Here is a 19,028-nt window from a genome sequence, read left to right on the forward strand (position 1 = left end):
TATTCCGCCCGCCCCGCCGGGCAGGTCCGGTGTGCTGCGGCACTCACGGGCGCGGGCTCCCCGGGTCGTGCGCCATCGACCGCGGCACGGGGCCGCCGAGCGCCGGGGGGAGGACCCGCAGCAACGAGGTGAACCGGGACAGCGCGGCGACCGCGTCGTCGCAGTCGTCGGGGCTCGCCCCGGGGACCAGCCACGCGAACGTCCAGTCGCCCTCGCTCCACAGCGTGTCGACGCACTCGGGCACCGCCTCCGCGAAGGCGACCATGCGCCGATCGCACACCCTGCGGGCCACGCCCAGGTCGTTGGAGAACGCGAAGAACCGGCCGACGGCCCCGAGGATGTGCACCTCCGGCTCGGTCGGGGCGGGAGAGGTCTCGGCGCGCAGGTCGAACACGACCGGCGAGCCGACTGCACGCTGCAGGCACACGACGGTTTCGCGCTGCGACGGCACGGCCTCCTGGCCCACCTGCGGCGGCACCTCGAGATCGGTGATGTACATCTGCGAGCCGTCCAGCAGACCCATCGCCACATTGACGGCACGCGAGTGCGGGAACTCCTCGAACACTCCACGCCGCCAGTCCGCGGTGAGGCCTGGCTCCGCGTCGGCGTACACCAGGCCGCGCGCGCCGGCCCAGTCTCGGCGGCCCACCACGACGGGCGCGGGCTTGCTGCGGTCCAGGTACATCAGCGCCACGGCGCCGACCAACGCCAGCGCGGCCAGGACGAACCAGAAGATAGACATCGGTGCACAGCTTAAGCGCCAATCCGGCGAACGGGTGGAAGCAGCGCCGATAAGGGCGCGATCCGCGTCTGATAAGGACGGTCGGCGATCAATTGGTTCCCGCTCCCAGCTCGGGGAATGCACCGCCGATCACCATGTCGGCCTCGATGGTGCCGTCGGGCCGGTTCTCGCCGCCGACGAACACCAGGTCGCCCACGGCCAGCTTGGAGATGCCGCCCATTCCGCGCACCGTCGCGAAGTACGTGTGCCCGTCGGTGTCCACCTGGTTCTCGCTGCCGTCGATGGTGCGCACGAAGAACGTGGACCCGTCGATGGAGGCGACCACCCCCAGCGCGGCGCTGGTGCCGTGTTCGCCCGTGCCGCCGGGTCCCGCCGACGAGCCGCCGCCCAGCGAGCCGAACGGCGCCTGCGGGGATTGCGCACCGCCCCCGCCCTGGCCGCCCTGCGGCGGTTGCCCGGTGACGCCGCCGCCCTGGCCGCCCCCGTGCGGAACGGCCGCGGGCGCCTGTTGTGCGATGCCCACCGGCACCGCCGGTTCCTCGTCGGACGAGCCCAGGCCGACGGACACGAGGTAAGCGCCGCCCAGCCCGATCAGCAGCACGCACACCGCCGCGACGAGGGCGCCCAGGCCCCCGATCGGCCTGCGCTTCCTCTGCGGCGCGTCCGTGAAGCCGGGTTCCACATACGCGGGCGAGCCGAATGCCGTGGGCTGCACGGGCGCCGTCGGGTATCCCGCCGTGTTCTGCGGGTGGCCGTAGCCCGGCGCGTACGGCGGGCCGGGCGGGTAGGGGTCACCCTGGGGCGGGTAGTCCACCTGTGGCCGATACGCCTCGTCGCCGGGATGACCCTGGCCGGGGCCGTACGCCGGATCCTGCGGGGGAACGGGGATGCGGCGCGTGGGCTCGCCCGCCGACGGGACGTCGGGCTCGCCTGCCGACGGGCCGTCCCCGCCGGGGCTCGGACGGGACCACGCGGCAGCGGCAGCGTCGTCGTCGCGCGACGAACGATCCGACTCATCCATCTCGACGTGACCTCCCATCGGATCCTCGGCTGGCGTTGCCCGCAGCGCGGCGGCGCGCGCTCCGGTGCACGCTGCAGGCCGCCTGCGTGCTGTTCAGGCTAGGCACGGATCCTGAGTGCAGGCTGTGAACCCATGCGGATTCCGCTGAGGGGCGCGCCACGCACGTCGCGGTCCGGACAGCAGTGTGCCCGGACCCCGTCGAGGTCCGGGCACACTGTACGTCCGCCGGCGGCTCCGCGCCTATGGGTTCTCCACGTGGTCCGGGCGCCGCTCAGGCGCGCGCCGTACCGGTGTCAGCGCAGGTTTTCGGTCTTGGCGCGGACCTCGCGGGCGCCGAAGTCGAGCCCGCGCCCGGAGCCCAGCCCGATGGCGAGCAACGCTGCGGCGGCGATCAGGAGTCCTGCAAGCATGTCGTGTCCCTTCGTCGGGGTCCGGCCCCTGTCCGGACCCTGGGCGGTGCGCAACTCGCGCCCCACGAACATTCTGTGCATGCCGGACACACTAAATCTACCTATGACGGCGAGTACCGCCTATGAGGTTGGTCATGGGACGGCCGTGGGCGAGACGGGCATCTCACCCACGGCCCTCCGCTCACGCCCCCGAGGACAGGACCAGGCTCTCGCCGTCCTCCGCCACGGTGACCGGCACCGCATCGCCGTCCCGGATCTCGCCGGCCAGCAGCTTCTTCGCCAGCTGGTCGCCGATGGCCTGCTGGATCAGCCTGCGCAGCGGACGCGCACCGTAGGCCGGGTCGTAGCCGCGCGCCGCCAGCCATGCCCGCGCGGGAACGGAGACGTCCAGGGTGAGCCTGCGCGCCTCGAGCCGCTGGGCCAGCTGACCCAGCTGGATGCCCACGATCGATTCCAGCTGCTGCTCCGAGAGCGGGTCGAAGATGACGACGTCGTCGAGCCGGTTGATGAACTCCGGCTTGAAGGTGGCCTTGACCGCCGCCATCATCTGGTCGTGACTGCCGCCCGCGCCCAGGTTGGACGTCAGGATGAGGATGGTGTTTCGGAAGTCCACCGTCCGCCCCTGGCCGTCGGTGAGGCGGCCGTCGTCGAGCACCTGCAACAGGATGTCGAAGACGTCCGGGTGCGCCTTCTCGACCTCGTCGAACAGCACCACCGTGTACGGACGGCGACGCACCGACTCGGTGAGCTGCCCGCCCGATTCGTATCCGACATACCCCGGGGGCGCACCGACGAGCCGCGCCACCGAGTGCTTCTCCGAGTACTCCGACATGTCGATCCGCACCATCGCGTGCTCGTCGTCGAAGAGGAACTCGGCGAGCGACTTGGCCAGCTCCGTCTTGCCCACGCCCGTGGGGCCGAGGAACAGGAACGACCCGGTGGGACGGTTGGGGTCGGCCACCCCGGCGCGCGCCCGGCGCACCGCGTCGGACACCGCCTGCACCGCCTCCGGCTGCCCGACGACGCGCCTGCCCAGCTCCGATTCCATGCGCAGCAGCTTGGCGGTTTCGCCCTCGAGCATGCGGCCCGCGGGGATGCCGGTCCAGGCGGAGACGACCTCGGCGACGTCGTCGGGGCCCACCTCCTCCTTGAGCATCACGTCGCCCGCGCCGTCGTCGCCGGCCTCGCCGGTGGCCGAGGCGAGTTCCTTCTCCAGCTCCGGGATCCGGCCGTAGCGCAGCTCGGCGGCCTTGCCCAGGTCGCCGTCGCGCTCGGCGCGCTCGGACTCGCCGCGCAGGTTCTCCAGCTGTTCCTTGAGCTCGCGGACCGCGTCGATGGACTGCTTCTCGTTCTGCCACCGCGCCATCAGCCGGCTGAGCTCCTCGCGCTCGTCGGCCAGCTCCTCGCGCAGCTTGGCCAGGCGCTCCTTCGAGGCCTCGTCGTCCTCCTTCTCCAGCGCCACCTCCTCGATCTCGAGGCGCCGCACGGTGCGCTCGACCATGTCGACCTCGACGGGCCGCGAGTCGATCTCCATGCGCAGGCGCGAGGCCGCCTCGTCCACCAGGTCGATGGCCTTGTCCGGCAGGAACCGGGAGGTGATGTAGCGGTCGGACAGCGTCGCCGCCGACACCAGCGCCGAGTCGGTGATGCGCACGCCGTGGTGCACCTCGTAGCGCTCCTTGAGCCCGCGCAGGATGCCGATGGTGTCCTCCACGCTGGGCTCGCCCACGAGCACCTGCTGGAAACGCCGCTCCAGCGCCGCGTCCTTCTCGATGTACTTGCGGTACTCCTCGAGCGTCGTGGCGCCGACCAGCCGCAGCTCACCGCGGGCGAGCATCGGCTTGATCATGTTGCCGGCGTCCATCGCGGACTCGCCGGTGGCGCCGGCGCCCACGATGGTGTGCAGCTCGTCGATGAAGGTGATGATCTGGCCGTCGCTCTCCTTGATCTCGTCGAGCACGGCCTTGAGGCGCTCCTCGAACTCGCCGCGGAACTTCGCCCCCGCGACCATCGAGCCCATATCCAGGGAGACGACGGTCTTGCCGCGCAGCGATTCGGGCACGTCGCCGGCCACCACGCGCTGGGCGAGCCCCTCGACGATGGCGGTCTTGCCCACGCCGGGCTCGCCGATCAGCACGGGGTTGTTCTTGGTGCGGCGGCTGAGCACCTGCACGACGCGGCGGATCTCCGTGTCGCGGCCGATCACCGGGTCCAGTTTGCCTTCGCGCGCGGCGGCGGTCAGGTCCGTCGAGTACTTCTCCAGAGACTGGTACGTGGCCTCCGGATCCTCGCTGGTGACGCGGCGGTTCCCGCGCACGGAGGTGAACGCCTCGCGCAGCGCGTCCGGCCCGGCGCCGTGCCCGGAGAGCAGCGCGGCCACGTCGGAGTCGCCGGTGGCCAGGCCCACCAGCAGGTGCTCGGTGGAGACGAACTCGTCCGACATCTCCCCGGCGAGCTTCTGCGCCACGGTGACCGCGGCAAGCGACTCACGGGAGAGGTTCGGCTGCGCGGACGCGCCCGACGCCTTCGGCAGCGCGTCCACCAGCCGCTGCGCCTCGGCGCGGACCGCCTGCGGGTCCACCCCCACCGCGCGCAGCAGCGGCGCGGCGATCCCGTCGGCCTGGTCGATCAGCGCCACCAGCAGGTGCGCCGGACGGATCTCCGGATTGCCCGCGGCCGAAGCCGACTGGAGGGCGGCCGACAGCGCGGCCTGGGTCTTGGTTGTCGGGTTGAACGATTCCACTTCCACCCTTTCCTTCGGGTCGAGCCGGGGCACGCGACAGCCGCGCACCCCGTCATGTCAGTTGACTTCACAAGACTCAACCTTGTCGCACTTGAGTCTATTCCGCTCATATCCGAATGCAGGCCGCATCCACCATGATCTCCCCCACGATTCCAGCAGCCCAGGCACGCCCGCGCCGGAAAACGCACTTGTACTGCTGAGTAACCCATGATCGCGCGCCCGGACGCTCACACCGGGGCGCCGGCGGCACGCAGGGCCGACCGCAGCTGCCCGAGCGCCTTCGCCGCCCCGTCCCGCAGGTGCGGCGCGCGCACTCTGATCACCACGTATCCGGCCTCGTGCAGATCGTTCCAGCGCACGATGTCGCGGTCACGCTGCGCCGTCGTCGCATGCGGGGCGTCACCGTCGTACTCGAACACGACGCGGTACTCCGGCCAGCACATGTCGACACGCGCGATGAACGACCCGTCCGCGCGCCGGATATCCACCTGCGTCCGGGGAGGAGGCAAGCCCGCAGCGACGACGGCCAGGCGCGCACGCGTCTCCCACACCGACTCGGCGCCCTCATCCGAAGCCTCGATCACCGCGGGCACGCGCGGACCGCCGCGCAGTCCACGATGCGTGCGCGAATACTCGGCGAGCACGGCTCTGGTGAGGTTCGTCGCCTGATACAGCGCATCGACCACTTCGACGCTCTGCGGATACGGCACCCGGCGCGCCACGTCGAAAGCCGTGCGGACCGGAGAGGTGACACGGACTCCGCGGACCCGGCGCACATCGCTCTCATCGAGATGATCCTGGTGCACGTGCACCCACGCGCGGCACCTGCGCGGCGCCCGGCTGATGCAGCTCGCATCGCGGTGGTCTCCCAGGTAACCGGCGCCCATCACCGCCGCGGCCGAGACATCGGACAGCACGACCTCCCCGCGCGACCACTCCCAGACCGCCAGCGCCCGCAGGTACGGCGTCAGCATCACACTGTTCCTGATGCACACCCCCGGCAGGATCAGGCGATAGCGCGATTCCATGCGGCGGCGGGTGACGCACCCGCACGCCAGCGCCTCGGCCCGCCGGAACGGCGCTCCCGCCGGGTGCGTGCGGCATGAGCGCCCCGCATCACGGCGGGGACGGGCATCACGGCGGGGGCGATCGGCACGGTACGACTCCACGGCGTGAGACTTTCACCCCGCGCGGCCGCCCGCGCCCCGCCGAGCGCCGCCCTGTGGACAACGCGCGCGCCTGTGCACAACCACCCGTGCCGCCGTGCACGGTTCCAGCACTCGGGGTACATTCGCGCGCCCTGGCGTACCTGTACTGCTGAGTAGCCCCGCATCGGCAGCGCTCCCTCACACCAACCGCTCGGCACCTTCCCAGTACCGCGCACGCAGCGCCTTCTTGTCCGGCTTGCCCAGTCCCGTCACCGGGATCGCCTCGATGATGTCCACCGACTTGGGCGAGTGCACCGACCCCAGCGCCTCCTTGACCCGCGCGATCAGCGCATCGGCGTCGACGGTCTGCCCCTCGCGCGGCACCACGCACGCCTTGACGGCCTCCCCCCACTTCTCGTCCGGCACCCCCACCACGGCGACTCCGGCCACTGCGGGGTCCGCGGAGATGACGTCCTCGATCTCGCGCGGGAACACGTTGAACCCGCCGGTGACGATCATGTCCTTCTTACGGTCGACGATGGTCATGAATCCGGCCCGGTCCATGCGCGCGACGTCGCCTGTGTGCAGCCAGCCGCCGCGCAGCGTCTCCTCCGTCTGCTCCGGCTTGTTCCAGTACTCGCGCATCACCAGCGGACCGCGCACGCAGATCTCGCCCAGGTCGCCGCGCTCGACCTCGTTCAGGTCGTCGTCGAGCAGCCGCACGTCCAACCACGGCACCGGCCGGCCGCAGGAGGCGAGCCGCGCCGGGTCGTCGGGCAGGTGCTCCTCACGGCGCATCACCGCGATCGACATGCCGCATTCCGACTGGCCGTAGAACTGGAAGAACACCGGCCCCAGCTTGGCCATGCCCTCACGCAGCCGGGACGGCGACATGGCGGAGGCCCCGTAGAACAGCGTCTGCAGGCTCGACAGGTCGCGGGTGTCGACGTCGGGATGGTCGAGCAGCATGTAGATCATCGTCGGCACGAGCATCGTCGAGGTGATCCGGTACTTCTCGATCGCCTCCAGCACCGCGCCCGGCGAAAACTGCTCGAGCACCACGAGCGCGCCGCCGCGCAGCAGCGTCGGCAGGAAGAACGCGGCCCCCGCATGCGAGAGCGGCGTGCACACGAGAAAGCGCATGTCGTCCGGCAGCTGCCACTCCGACATCTGGATCTGCGGCAGCGTGACGCCCGAGCGGAAGGTGTTGACGACGCCCTTGGGCTTGCCGGTGGTGCCGCCCGTGTAGACCATCGACGACGCGTCCTCGCCGTCCACGTCGGCGGCCACCAGCGGTTTCGGCTCGAAGGTGGCGGCCAGCGCCAGAATGTCCGTGCCCACCTCCGACGGCCCCAGCGAGAGCAGCGTGGTGAGCGCGGGGCACGCGTCGCGCAGCTGCGACGCGCGCTCCTCGTAGTGGCGGGGATCGAAGACGAGCATCTCGATCTGCGCGTCGTCGATGATGTACCGGTGCGCGTCGAGCTCCACGGTGGGGCTGAGCGCGGTGTTGCGGCACCCGGCGATGATCGTCGAGCCCATCGAGATGAGCACCTCGGGCCGGTTCTTCGAGAGCATCGACGCCTTGGTGCCCTTGCCGACGCCCAGCGATTCGAGGGCCTGGATGAAGCAGCTGATCTGGTCGCGCACCTCGCCCGCGGAGAGCACCACGTCGCCCAGGTACAGCGCCGGCTTGTCCTGATTGCGGTCGAGCGCGCGGATCAGCAGGTCCGGCATGTACTGCATCCGGTGCAACCGGGGATCCGCCGCGCCGGCGGACCCGGCGGCCGTCGCGGGACCCGTCGTCAGGGTGTCGCTCATCTTCTCTCCACTTCCGTCGTGATGCACACGACACTATCGCCACAAATGACACATGTTCCAGTACCGATTCCGCGTGCGGACCCGGAACGGGACGCATGACGCCCGTCACCTGCCGGGACGCAGCGTCTTCCATCGGTTCAGTACGCTGTAGCCGCAGCGGATGCAGCGGACGCAAGCCGGATGGACCCCGCCGGGGCCCGGCCGCGATGCCGATCGGGAAAGGGGTCGCATGGCCACAGCGGAACCGTCGCCGCGGCAACAATTCCTGGCATTCCTGCATGAGGACGCCGACACGCTCAGCGCGGAGATCTTCGCCAGGTTCTTCGCGTACCGGCCCGCCGCCCGCGCCATGTTCCCGGCGAACATGGTGGAGCACCGCGCAGTGTTCATGGACGTCCTCGTGTACGTGGTGCGGTCCATCGACGACCCGGACGCCGAGCCCGCCATGATGGCGTTCCTGAGCCAGCTGGGCCGCGACCACCGCAAGTTCGGGGCCACCACCGAGGACTACTCCGCGTTCCGCAAGTCGATGGCGATGGTGATCTCGCAGCGCCTCGGCCACCGGCGCACCCCGGAGGTGGACAAGCTGCTGCTTCTGCTGGTGCGCGCCACGACCGAGCTGATGAACGCGGGCGCCGCCAAAGACACGGGGCCCGCCTTCGTCGAGGCGACGGTGGTCGAGCACATCCGGGCCACCCGCGATCACGCCGTCATCCGCCTGCAGGCCGACGCGCCCGTCCCCTACCGGGCGGGGCAATACCTGAGCGTCCGCACCACCCTGGGCAGCTGGCGCTACTTCTCGCCCACCATCCCGCCCAACCCCGGCGGCCAGATCGAGTTCCTCGTCCGCACGGTCCCCGGCGGGGACGTCAGCGGGCCGGTGGTGGCCGGCACGCGGGTGGGCGACAGGTGGCGGCTGGGCGCGGCACACGGGTCGATGCAGGTGGACCGCGACGCGGGGGGCGACGTCCTCATGGTCGCCGGCGGTTCCGGCGTGGCACCCATGCGGTCGATCATCGTGGACATGGCCCGCTTCGGCGAGAACCCGCGCGTGCACCTGTTCTACGGCGCGCGCCACCCCGGGGACCTCACCGAACTGCCCACGCTGTGGCGGCTGTCGATCACCAACCCGTGGCTGACCGTGGTGCCGGTGTCGGAGGAGGCCGAGGACCCCTGGTGGCTGGCGGGCGCCGACAACCGCTACGAGCCGGGCATGCACTCGCGGCAGACGGGCACGCTCGCCGATGTCGTCACGTCCTATGGCGCGTGGTCGGACCGGCGGGTGCTGGTGTGCGGTTCGCCCAAGATGGTCGAGGCCACCGTGGACCGCCTCCTCGCCGCGGGCACGCCCCCCGGCAACATCGCGTTCGACCCGTACTGACCGCGCGCCGCTCGCCTCCCCCTTCCGGCGGACAACGGCATTCCCCCTGCGCGTCCACCGCCGACGGGACAGACCCCGCTCCGTTTCCGCGGGACCGTAGGTGCGTCGCCGGAACACGCCGACGATGCACCCGGACAACCACGCGAATCGTGAAACGCGTAGTCCCACTGGAGGAGTCATCATGAAGATCCGCAGCGCGATCTCCGCAACCGTCCTCGCGGCCACCGCCGCCACCGCCATCGGCGTCTCCGTCGCGACGGGCGCGTCCGCCGCCCCGCCGCCCGCGATCCAGCTGGGATCGCTCTGCATCACGCCGAGCGGCTCGCTGTGCGTGCAGCCCACGCCGGCCGAGGCGACGATCACCGCGGTGGTCACCAACGACTCCGATGCCACGATGTACTTCAACGGTGGCCACACCCCGGACGGGCACTGGGTCGACGGCCCGTCCCACACCATCGCGCCGCACACCTCGCAGACCATCAGGGTGGCCAGCGACGCCGGGCCCGGGGTCGGAGTGTTCCTCGATTACCACCTCTCCGCCTGGTGGGGGAACGTCGGCGACGTGACGATCGCGGTCAACAACTACCAGTCGCAGACCAACACGGACGGAAGCTCGGCGAGCCCGGGAGTGCGCCTGGACCCGCACTTCGTGCACGGGTCGCCCGACGCGCGGTACATCTTCACCGTCAGCTGACGCCGCGGGCACGGGCCTCGTCCCCCACCGGAACGGGGCCCGTGCTGCTGCGCCGCGACACCTGTCCCCCGATCGGCGGACAACGGATTCCACCTCCCGCTCCGCCCCCAGCAGGACATACTCCGGCCTGGTCAGGCGGCATATTGGAGTCATCGCCGCACCACGCCGGCACCCCGCATCGAGAACCCCAGGAGCACACGATGAGCATCCGCACCGGCATCCCCGCCCGCATCACCCTCGTCACCGCCGCAGCCGCCACCCTCGTCGGCACCGCCGCCGGCGCGGCCGTCCTCGGCACCGGCGCGGCCCAGGCCATGCCCACCGAGCACGACGCCACCAACACCGTCGTCGTGCAGAACGACACCGATTCGACGATGTTCCTCGACGCCTCCGACAACTACTACGGCAGCTGGGTCCAGGCCCCGGCCGCGCAGGTCGCCCCGCATTCCTCGGCGACGATCAGCGCCACCGGCAACGGGGCCGACCGGCTCAGCACGAGGCTCGACTACCACCTTTCCGGCATCAGCATGGCGCCCCGCGGAGACGCGACGCTCTTCGTCAGCAACTCCGATGCGGGGGTGACCACCGACGGCACCGTCAGCGGCGGCGACTTCGCCGTCCTGCCCACCGTCCAGGCCGGGGGCCCGCACGCCACGGTCGTGTTCGACATCCGCTGACCCGCAACCAGAACCGGACCAGGCCCCGAATCCGCGGTGGCCGCAGCGCAAGAGGGGTCGCTGCGGCCACCGCTTCTTGCCCCCGCTATCCATCCCCCCGCTATCCGTCCCCCTCCGGCGCTTCTTCGCCGCTGCCACTCGACCCGCTTCGCGGCACCCGCACCACCGTCGTCGTTCCCCGCCCCGGCGCGGAGTCCATGGTCCACGTGCCGCCGACGGACTCGATCCGCAACGCGTGCGACGCCAGGCCGATGTGCCCCTCGGCGATGCGCCCCGGCAGCACGGCCCGGTCGAAACCCGCTCCGTCGTCGGCCACCGTCATCTCCATGAACCGCCCGGACCGCCCCAGGGACACGCTGACCTGCTCCGCCCGCGCATGCTTGACCACGTTCGCCAGCAGTTCCCGCGCCGTCGAGTACAGCAGCGCCTGCTCGGCGGGCCTGCCCACGCCGTCGATCCGCACCCGCGCCTCGAACCCGCCGCGCCGGGCGCTCTGGCCCACCAGCTCCCGCAGCGCCGCCGCCAACCCCAGATGCTCGAGCACCTGCGGGTTCAGTGTCGTCACGGTGGCGCGCAGCTGGGCGGCGGTATCGCGCAGGATCGATTCCGCACCGTCGAGGGCCGCGTCCGAATGGCGCTCGGCCGCCTCCTCCACGTCCATCCGCGCCGCCAGGACGTTCTGCAGCGGGCCGTCATGGAGGTGTTCCGCCAGCCGCTGCCGTTCACGCTCCTCCACCCGCAACGCCTCGGCCACCAGCTGGCGCCGCGCGGTCAGCAGCTCCATCACCGCGGCCGATCGCCGCTCGAGCACCGCGGACAGGGCCGTCATCGCCGCCGCGAGCCACGCCAGGAAGGCGGCGTAGAGGAAGGCGACGTCCGGCAGGTCGACGGTGTCGTCGCGCACGGCGTAGAAGACCCACACCAGCACGAAGCCGACCACCGTCAGCACGCCGAGCGCCGCGGTGATGCGGGGACCGTGCAGGAACGCCGCCGCCACCGGCATCACGAAGAACACCGGCACCAGCACCGAGGTGGCCCCGCCGGACGCCGCGCACAGCGACACCAGGCCCACGATGTCGACCGCGGTGGACACGCCGACCGCCCAGCGCGCCACCCGACCACGCCACACCAGCCACAGCCACCAGACCGCGACGAGAACCCAGAACGTCAGCAGCCCCCAGTACAGGCCCGGCATCCAGTGGTTCACGGGGACCGCGGTGCCCACCATCACCATGATCAGCAGCAGCGGCACCCGCAGCACCGCGGTGACCCGCAGCGCCTCCACCGAATGGTCGCGGACGGCGTCGTCGCGCACGCTCACGTGATCACCCGCCCGGAATCACCGCAGGATCCCCCTGCGCATCGCCTCGGCCACCGCGGCGGCCCTGTCGGTGACGCCGAGCTTCTCGTAGAGGCGCTGCACGTGTGTCTTCACCGTGGACGGCGCCAGGAAGAGCTCGCCGGCGATCGCCGGCACCGACTTGCCTTGCGCGATGCCCTCGAGCACCTCGGACTCGCGGTCGCTGAGCGCCGGCCCCTCCTTGCGGCGGCGCACCTCGGAGACCAGGCCGGCCGCCAGCTCGGGTGGCAGCACGTCACGCCCCTTGGCGCAGTTGCGCACGGCCAGCACGATCTCGGCGCGCGACGACTCCTTGGGCAGGAACCCGGACGCGCCGTCCTCGAGGGCGCTGTAGACGATGGCGGACTCGTCGTGGCCGGACAGTATGAGCACCCGGGTGGGCAGGGCCTCGGCCGTGACCGCCGCCGCCACGGCGGCGCCGTCGAGGGCGGGCATCCGGTAGTCCAGCAGCGCCACCTGCGGCCGGTGCTCGCGGATCGCGTCCAGCGCCTCCGCGCCGTCGTCGGCCTCCGCCACCACGGTGATGCCGTCGGCGGCGGTCAGCGCCCGCACCACACCCTCGCGGAACATCGGGTGATCGTCGCCCACCACTACGCGCACTTCCACGTCTTGAAGTGTTCCACCCTGCGCCGACGCGCACAGGGCTTTCGCGTGTCCCCCTATCGGTGGACGCCCGCATTCCCCTCGCGCACCCTCCCGCCGCCGGACATACTTCCCGGCCCGGACGCCGGATAGTGGATGCATCGCCGGAGCACACCGGCACACCGCAGAGCACCACCGGAACCTTCAGGAGAAAACATCATGCGCGTTCGTATCGCCACCCCCGTCGTCGCCTCCGTCCTCGCCGCTGGCGCCCTCGCCACCGGCGCCGGCGTCACCGCCACCACCCTCGCCACCGGCGCCTCCGCAGCGCCCGTGTCCGGCTCGCTGAGCTCGCTGGCCGGCCCCTCCACGCCCGACGACGACGCGTCGATCTCGGTGCACGTGGTCAACGAAACCGGCGACACGATGTACTACCAGGGCGGCGAGGTGCAGGACGGGACGTTCAGCGATGCGCCGTGGCAGGCGATCCGTCCGCACTCCACGGAGGACATCACGGTGCTGAGCAACGGCAATCACGGCGTCGCGGTGAACCTCGACTACGACCTGTCGAACGGGGTGACGCATCGGGGCGTCACGCTGCACGCCAACGACTACCAGGGGAACCTCAACACCGTGGGCACCCATGCGCACGCGGGCATCGGCACATTGCACACGACCGACGCCGGATACCCCAACGCGGCGTTCACCTTCCACGTCAGCGACAACGGCTGAGGGAGACATGACGGATCCCCGCTGCCACGAGGGCAGCGGGGATCCGTCATGTCCTGCGCCGGTCCATCGCCTGCGTCACCGTCCGGTTCTGGGCCGCCATACGACGACCGCGTTCCCCGGCTCGAACGGCACCAGTTCGCGTCCGGCCGTGGCCGAGCGCGCCCGGAGCCGGGCCGTCTCCGCGGTGAGCTCCTCGACGCGGGCCTCGAGGGCCGCCACCTCGCCGGTGAGCTCGATGATCCGCTTGATGCCGGCCAGGTTGACGCCCTCGTCCTGCGAGAGTCGCTGCACCTCGCGGAGCAGTTCCACGTCGTGGTCCGAGTAGCGGCGGCCGCCGCCGCTGGTGCGTGCGGGCGTGACCAACCCCAGCCGGTCGTAGGTGCGCAGGGTCTGGGCGTGCATGCCGGCCATCTCGGCTGCCACCGAGATGCCGAACAGTGCCGTCTCGACCCTGCTGCGCCTGCGTCCGCCCATGTCACGCCCCGACATCACGTACCGGCCCAGTCCGCGCGCGGGTCGAAGCCGCTCTCCTTTTCGGCCTTGATGTAGGTCTCCAGAGCGTCCTTGGCCGCGCTGTCCAGCTGGTTCGGCACCGCGACGCGCACCGTGACGAGGAGGTCGCCCGCCCCGCCCGCACGCTTGGGCACCCCGCGGCCGCGAACCCGGAGCGTGCGGCCGTCCTTGGTGCCGGCGGGCACCTTGACGCCGACCTTGCTGTCGAGCGTGGGAACGTGGAGCGTCGTGCCCAGCGCGAGTTCGCCGAACGTCACCGGCGCGGTGACGGTGAGGTTGTCGCCGTCCCGGCCGAATACGCGGTCGGGCCGCACGTGCACGGTCACGTAGAGGTCGCCCGAGGGCGCACCCCGCATGCCCGCCTGCCCTTGCCCGGCCAGGCGGATCCGCTGCCCGTCCTTGACGCCCGACGGCACCCGCACGCTGATGGTGCGTTCACGCGTCGTGACGCCGGTGCCGTTGCAGTCGGTGCACGGGCTGTCCACGATGGAGCCCGTCCCACGGCAGTCCACGCACGGCTCGCTGAAGCCGAAGTGGCCCTGGTTGCGGCTCACCACTCCCGAACCGTTGCAGCGCGCGCACACCTTGGGACTGGTGCCGGGCCGTGCGCCGCTGCCGTGGCAGGTGGTGCACGGGCTGGGGCTGGTGAGCCGGATGGGCAGCACCGATCCTCGCGCGGCCTCGCGGAAGTCGATCGTCATCTCGGTTTCGATGTCGTTGCCGCGACTGGGGCGCGAGGGCCTCGTGCCGCGGTTGAACAGCCCGCCGAAGATGTCGCCGGCATCGCCGCCCCCGGTGGCCTGGCCGAACAGGTCGCCCAGGTCGAAGTCGGCCGTCGAGAACCCGCCGGAGCCCGACCCGCCCCGGCCGCCGGTGCGGAATCCGCCACCGGGGCTGAAGCCGCTTCCCGAGCTGAAGATCCGGCGCGCCTCGTCGTACTCTTTGCGCTTCTCGGCGTCGGCGAGAATCGTGTACGCCTCGCTGACCCGCTTGAAGCGCTCCTCCGCCGCCTCGTCGCCGGGGTTGGCGTCGGGGTGCAGTTCACGTGCCAGCTTGCGATAGGCCTTCTTGATCTCGTCGGCCGTCGCGGTGGACGTGACGCCCAGGTCGGCATAGAAGTCTCGCTCCACCCACTCGCGCTGCGTCACCGGGCGCCACCTCCTTTCCTGTAGTGCTCAGGCGACCACCGGTCACCTCTCATTGTGGTCACTACGCTTACTGAACGTCGTGCTTTCCGCTCACTGCGCGGGCGGTTCACCCGGTGCAGTGCCCGCCGGCCCGGCGGCGGGCGGGCCGCCGTCCTCGCCGGCGGAATCGGCGGGAGCGTCGCCGACGATGACCATTGCCGTACGCAGGACCCGGTCGCCCACGCGGTATCCGCGGCGCAGCACCGTGTCGAGCACCGGGTTGTCGTCGCCTCCCGTGTGCTGCACCGCCTCGTGCATTTCCGGGTCGAACGGGTCGCCCGCGACGCCGAACCCCTCGAGGCCGAGGCCCGTGAGAGTGCCGACGAGCTTGTCCCCGATGGCCTTGAGCGGGCCCGAGTCGAGGTCGCCGTGGTCACGGGCCCGGTCCAGGTCGTCCAGGAGATCCAGGAGCTCGCCGATCACCGAGGCCTTCGCCTGGGCGACGGCCACCTGCCGCTCGCGCTGTTCACGCTTGCGGTAGTTGGCGTACTCGGCGTGCAGCCGCTGCAGGTCGTTGGTCAGCTCCGCAACCTGCAGAGCCGCACCGTCGATCTCGCCGTCCACGGCCTCCGGGTCAAGCTCGATCCCGTCGGCCGCCCCCGGCTCGGCCTGCGCGGCCGAGTCCGGGGTGCGGGCCTGCCCGGTCTCAGGGTCGACCTTGCGGTTGTCGGTCACGACGACGGGCTCCTCGCGCCCGTCCGACGCGGCGCGTCCACCGTCGCCCTGCGGCGCCTGTGTCACTTCTTCTCCTGATCGTTACCGGCGTCGTCCACGACCTCGGCGTCGACCACGTCGTCCTGACCGCCGGCGGAATCGCCGTCCTCCGACGCACCGCCCTCAGCGGCCTGCGCGTCGTAGATCGCCTGCCCCAGCGCCTGCGAGTCGGTGTTGAGCTGCTCGATGGCGGACTTCACGACGGCGATGTCGGTGCCCGCCAGCGCGTCCTTGGCGCCCTGGATCGAGCCCTCCACCTTCTCCTTGACGTCGGCCGGAACCTTGTCCTCGTTGTCCTTGATGAACTTCTCGGTCTGGTAGACCAGCGATTCCGCCTGGTTGCGGATGTCCGCCTCCTCGCGACGCTGCTTGTCCTCCTCAGCGTGCTTCTCGGCGTCCTTGACCATCCGGTCGATCTCGTCCTGGGACAGGCCGGAGCCGTCCTGGATCTTGATCGTGTTCTCCTTGCCGGTGCCCTTGTCCTTGGCCGTGACGTGCACGATGCCGTTGGCGTCGATGTCGAAGGTGACCTCGATCTGCGGCACGCCGCGCGGGGCCGGCGGGATGCCGGTCAGCTCGAACGACCCGAGCAGCTTGTTGTGCGTGGCGATCTCGCGCTCGCCCTGGAACACCTGGATCTGCACCGACGGCTGATTGTCGTCCGCCGTGGTGAAGGTTTCGGACCGCTTGGTGGGGATCGTGGTGTTGCGCTCGATGAGCTTGGTCATCACGCCGCCCTTGGTCTCGATGCCCAGCGACAGCGGGGTCACGTCGAGCAGCAGGACGTCCTTGACCTCACCCTTGAGCACGCCGGCCTGCAGCGCGGCGCCCACGGCGACGACCTCGTCCGGGTTGACGCCCTTGTTGGGGTCCTGGCCGCCGGTCATCTCCTTGACCAGCTCCGTCACCGCGGGCATGCGGGTGGAACCGCCCACCAGCACGACGTGGTCGATGTCGCCCACGGCGATGCCGGCGTCCTTGATGACGGCCTGGAACGGCTTGCGGGTGCGGTCGAGCAGGTCGGAGGTGATCCGCTGGAATTCGCTGCGGCTCAGCTGCTCGTCGAGGAACAGCGGGTTCTTGTCCGCGTCCACGGTGATGTAGGGCAGGTTGATCGAGGTGGTCTGCGAGCTCGACAGCTCGATCTTGGCCTTCTCCGCAGCCTCACGCAGACGCTGCAGGGCCATCTTGTCCTTGGTCAGGTCGATGCCGTTGGCCGACTTGAACTTCTCGACGAGCCAGTCGACGATGCGCTGGTCCCAGTCGTCACCGCCGAGCTCGTTGTCGCCGGAGGTGGCACGGACCTCGACGACGCCGTCGCCGATCTCCAGCAGCGAGACGTCGAAGGTGCCGCCGCCGAGGTCGAAGACCAGGATGGTCTGTTCCTTCTCGCCCTTGTCGAGCCCGTAGGCGAGGGCCGCCGCGGTGGGCTCGTTGACGATGCGCAGCACGTTCAGGCCCGCGATCTGGCCGGCCTCCTTGGTGGCCTGACGCTGGCTGTCCTCGAAGTAGGCGGGCACGGTGATGACCGCGTCCGTGATGTCCTCGCCCAGGTAGGCCTCCGCGTCACGCTTGAGCTTCATCAGCGTGCGGGCGCTGATCTCCTGGGGGGTGTACTTCTTGTCGTCGATGGCGGTGGTCCAGTCGGTACCGATGTGGCGCTTGACCGAACGCACAGTGCGATCGACGTTGGTGACGGCCTGGTTCTTCGCCGGCTGGCCGACGAGCACCTCACCGTTCTTGGCGAAGGCGACGACGGACGGCGTGGTCCGCGAGCCCTCGGCGTTGGCGACGACGACGGGCTCGCCGCCCTCCAGTACGGAGACGACCGAGTTGGTGGTCCCGAGGTCGATACCGACCGCACGAGCCATGATGTTCCTCCTGATGTTGACGTTGGTCGTGATCAATTGCCGTCAAACCCTGCGCGCATCCCACGCAACCCGCTGCACCGCAATGGAGCGGCGCAGCAGCATGAGCAGCGTATTGAGCACTTCACACTCAACAGTGCCTCAACGAGCCCTCGCCGTCAAGTCAGATTGAGTCTTTCACGCTCAGGTTTGTCATCAGGCTCAACCAGGAGCCGGCGCTGTTCATTCCGGATGGCTCGCGTAGTGCCGGACGTCACAGTGCCGGGACTCCACGCGCGTGCCTGACCGATCCGCGCGCCGACTACCGACCCGCGCGCCAATCACCGACCCGCGCGCGGATTGCCCCGGCGTGTCGTGGCAATCGGCGCGCGGCGTGGCAATCGGCGCGCGGCGTGGAGATACCGGGTGGGCACCAGCAGCCGCCCGCCCCGCAACCGGCCCCTTCAGACGACTCGGCGGACAACTCAGCGGACGACTCGGCCCCGGCACCGCGGGAACCGCGATGCCGGGGCCGATCAGCACACGTCGCCAATAGCCGCCGATCAGGGCGCGGGCGGGGCGAACAGCGCCGGAAGGGCCGTCGCGCCGCCGATGATCGTGCCCAGGACGCCGCCGATGCCGGCGCCGGTGACGAGGTTGATCCCGCCGCCGACGAGGCAACCCGTGGTCGACCCGGAAGCGCTACCGGCCCCCGGAACGGCGAGCGATCCGGCGCCGCCGAGAACGCCAGCGCCCACGGCGCAACCCAGCGCAGCCCCGCCCGCCGTCCCCGCGAACGTGCCGATCGCGGTGTTGGTGCCGAGTTGCTGGACGAATGCGTCCAGGTTCGGTGCCGGCGGGGCCGGAGCGGCGCTCGCGGCGCCGGCCATGCCGACCGCGGAGCCGGCGGCGAGCGCCACGGCCGCGAGGGGCGCCACCACATACCTGCTACTACGCTTCATTTTCTTCCTCCGTTTTGAGTACTAGCGTCCGATCGCCGCGACATTCCATGCCGCCTGCGTTCGAAGGGTCCGTCGCGACGTCCGCGGCGGTCGTATCAGCACCCCCTCGCCCGGCCCCGTCGGACCGGGCACCGTGCCCCCTAGAAGGGCATGCCCGGCAGCTCCAGCCCCGGGGTCAGCCCCATCGCCAGGCCCACCGATCCGCCGATCAGCTTCAACAGCACGCCGGGAACGTCCTTGTACAGCGCGATGTCACCGTCGGCCGAACCCATCAGCTGGCCGGCGACACCGCCGATGGAGCCCCCGATGCCCATCCCCGAGCCGATGCCGTTACCGATGGCATCGAGCGGCCCGGCGTTCGCCACGCCCACCCCCACGCCGGAAACCGCCAGCGCCACCGCCGCCACCGGCGCGGCGACAAACCGCATCCTCTTCATCGAGCATCTCCTGTCGTCAGCAATCTGCGGCACCACAACAACCCCGACCCGGCAGGTCAC

The 19,028-nt window shown here is 70.8% G+C and carries 18 protein-coding genes; 4 read left to right on the plus strand and 14 right to left on the minus strand.

Annotated features, from left to right (window positions below; genetic code table 11):
• Positions 1-43: 43 nt before the first annotated feature.
• The 6 genes from FO059_RS15390 to FO059_RS15415 form a co-directional block, all read right to left on the minus strand.
• Positions 44-742, minus strand: coding sequence for a type III secretion system chaperone family protein (locus tag FO059_RS15390; protein WP_143909854.1), 699 nt, complete (start codon positions 740-742; stop codon positions 44-46).
• Positions 743-830: 88 nt separating this feature from the next.
• The gene (locus tag FO059_RS18465; protein WP_158726346.1) at positions 831-1,781 is read right to left on the minus strand and encodes a DUF5666 domain-containing protein; all 951 of its coding nucleotides are present in this window, start codon (positions 1,779-1,781) and stop codon (positions 831-833) included.
• A gap of 275 nt (positions 1,782-2,056) precedes the next feature.
• On the minus strand, positions 2,057-2,254 hold the full coding sequence (locus tag FO059_RS15400) for a hypothetical protein (protein ID WP_143909856.1): 198 nt from the start codon (positions 2,252-2,254) through the stop codon (positions 2,057-2,059).
• 100 nt (positions 2,255-2,354) lie between these two features.
• Positions 2,355-4,916, minus strand: coding sequence for an ATP-dependent chaperone ClpB (clpB, locus tag FO059_RS15405; protein WP_143909857.1), 2,562 nt, complete (start codon positions 4,914-4,916; stop codon positions 2,355-2,357).
• 227 nt (positions 4,917-5,143) lie between these two features.
• Entirely contained in the window at positions 5,144-5,890 is a 747-nt protein-coding gene (locus FO059_RS15410; RefSeq protein ID WP_143909858.1) for an endonuclease domain-containing protein, read from the minus strand.
• Positions 5,891-6,262: 372 nt separating this feature from the next.
• Positions 6,263-7,807: an AMP-binding protein gene (locus tag FO059_RS15415; RefSeq protein WP_233266686.1), complete on the minus strand. Its 1,545-nt coding sequence runs from the start codon at positions 7,805-7,807 to the stop codon at positions 6,263-6,265.
• Positions 7,808-8,111: 304 nt separating this feature from the next.
• Here FO059_RS15415 and FO059_RS15420 point away from each other — a divergent pair, with 304 nt between their 5' ends.
• From FO059_RS15420 to FO059_RS15430, 3 genes are all read left to right on the plus strand, one after another.
• Positions 8,112-9,263: an FAD-binding oxidoreductase gene (locus FO059_RS15420; protein ID WP_158726347.1), complete on the plus strand. Its 1,152-nt coding sequence runs from the start codon at positions 8,112-8,114 to the stop codon at positions 9,261-9,263.
• A 181-nt stretch (positions 9,264-9,444) separates the two neighbouring features.
• Positions 9,445-9,957, plus strand: coding sequence for a hypothetical protein (locus FO059_RS15425; protein ID WP_143909861.1), 513 nt, complete (start codon positions 9,445-9,447; stop codon positions 9,955-9,957).
• A gap of 200 nt (positions 9,958-10,157) precedes the next feature.
• Positions 10,158-10,634 (plus strand): hypothetical protein, encoded by a 477-nt coding sequence (locus FO059_RS15430; protein ID WP_143909862.1) that lies wholly within the window; start codon positions 10,158-10,160, stop codon positions 10,632-10,634.
• A gap of 100 nt (positions 10,635-10,734) precedes the next feature.
• On the opposite strand, the gene FO059_RS15435 is transcribed toward FO059_RS15430, so the two are convergent.
• Complete coding sequence (locus tag FO059_RS15435) at positions 10,735-11,955, minus strand: sensor histidine kinase (RefSeq protein ID WP_233266652.1); 1,221 nt, start codon at positions 11,953-11,955, stop codon at positions 10,735-10,737.
• Between the two features lie 18 nt (positions 11,956-11,973).
• A complete protein-coding gene (locus FO059_RS15440) occupies positions 11,974-12,600 on the minus strand; it encodes a response regulator transcription factor (protein WP_268892813.1) in 627 nt (208 codons plus the stop codon).
• Between the two features lie 195 nt (positions 12,601-12,795).
• On the opposite strand from FO059_RS15440, the gene FO059_RS15445 reads away from it, so the two are divergent.
• Positions 12,796-13,308, plus strand: coding sequence for a hypothetical protein (locus tag FO059_RS15445; RefSeq protein WP_143909864.1), 513 nt, complete (start codon positions 12,796-12,798; stop codon positions 13,306-13,308).
• 75 nt (positions 13,309-13,383) lie between these two features.
• Here the strand turns inward: FO059_RS15445 and FO059_RS15450 are convergent, their stop codons facing one another.
• The 6 genes from FO059_RS15450 to FO059_RS18470 all read right to left on the minus strand — a co-directional run bounded on the left by FO059_RS15450 (position 13,384) and on the right by FO059_RS18470 (position 18,968).
• Positions 13,384-13,782: a heat shock protein transcriptional repressor HspR gene (locus FO059_RS15450; protein WP_233266653.1), complete on the minus strand. Its 399-nt coding sequence runs from the start codon at positions 13,780-13,782 to the stop codon at positions 13,384-13,386.
• A 14-nt stretch (positions 13,783-13,796) separates the two neighbouring features.
• Positions 13,797-14,969 carry a molecular chaperone DnaJ gene (dnaJ, locus tag FO059_RS15455; RefSeq protein WP_143909866.1) on the minus strand — a complete coding sequence of 391 codons (1,173 nt, stop codon included), beginning with the start codon at positions 14,967-14,969 and terminating at the stop codon, positions 13,797-13,799.
• A gap of 90 nt (positions 14,970-15,059) precedes the next feature.
• Positions 15,060-15,749, minus strand: coding sequence for a nucleotide exchange factor GrpE (gene grpE / locus FO059_RS15460; protein WP_143909867.1), 690 nt, complete (start codon positions 15,747-15,749; stop codon positions 15,060-15,062).
• The gene (gene dnaK / locus FO059_RS15465; RefSeq protein WP_143909868.1) at positions 15,746-17,593 is read right to left on the minus strand and encodes a molecular chaperone DnaK; all 1,848 of its coding nucleotides are present in this window, start codon (positions 17,591-17,593) and stop codon (positions 15,746-15,748) included. Before dnaK ends, grpE begins: the two co-directional genes overlap by 4 nt.
• 539 nt (positions 17,594-18,132) lie before the next feature.
• Positions 18,133-18,531 (minus strand): hypothetical protein, encoded by a 399-nt coding sequence (locus FO059_RS15470; protein WP_143909869.1) that lies wholly within the window; start codon positions 18,529-18,531, stop codon positions 18,133-18,135.
• A gap of 140 nt (positions 18,532-18,671) precedes the next feature.
• Complete coding sequence (locus FO059_RS18470; RefSeq protein ID WP_158726350.1) at positions 18,672-18,968, minus strand: hypothetical protein; 297 nt, start codon at positions 18,966-18,968, stop codon at positions 18,672-18,674.
• Positions 18,969-19,028: the final 60 nt, after the last annotated feature.

The organism is Tomitella fengzijianii (assembly GCF_007559025.1).
GTDB classification, from domain to species: Bacteria; Actinomycetota; Actinomycetes; order Mycobacteriales; family Mycobacteriaceae; genus Tomitella; species Tomitella fengzijianii.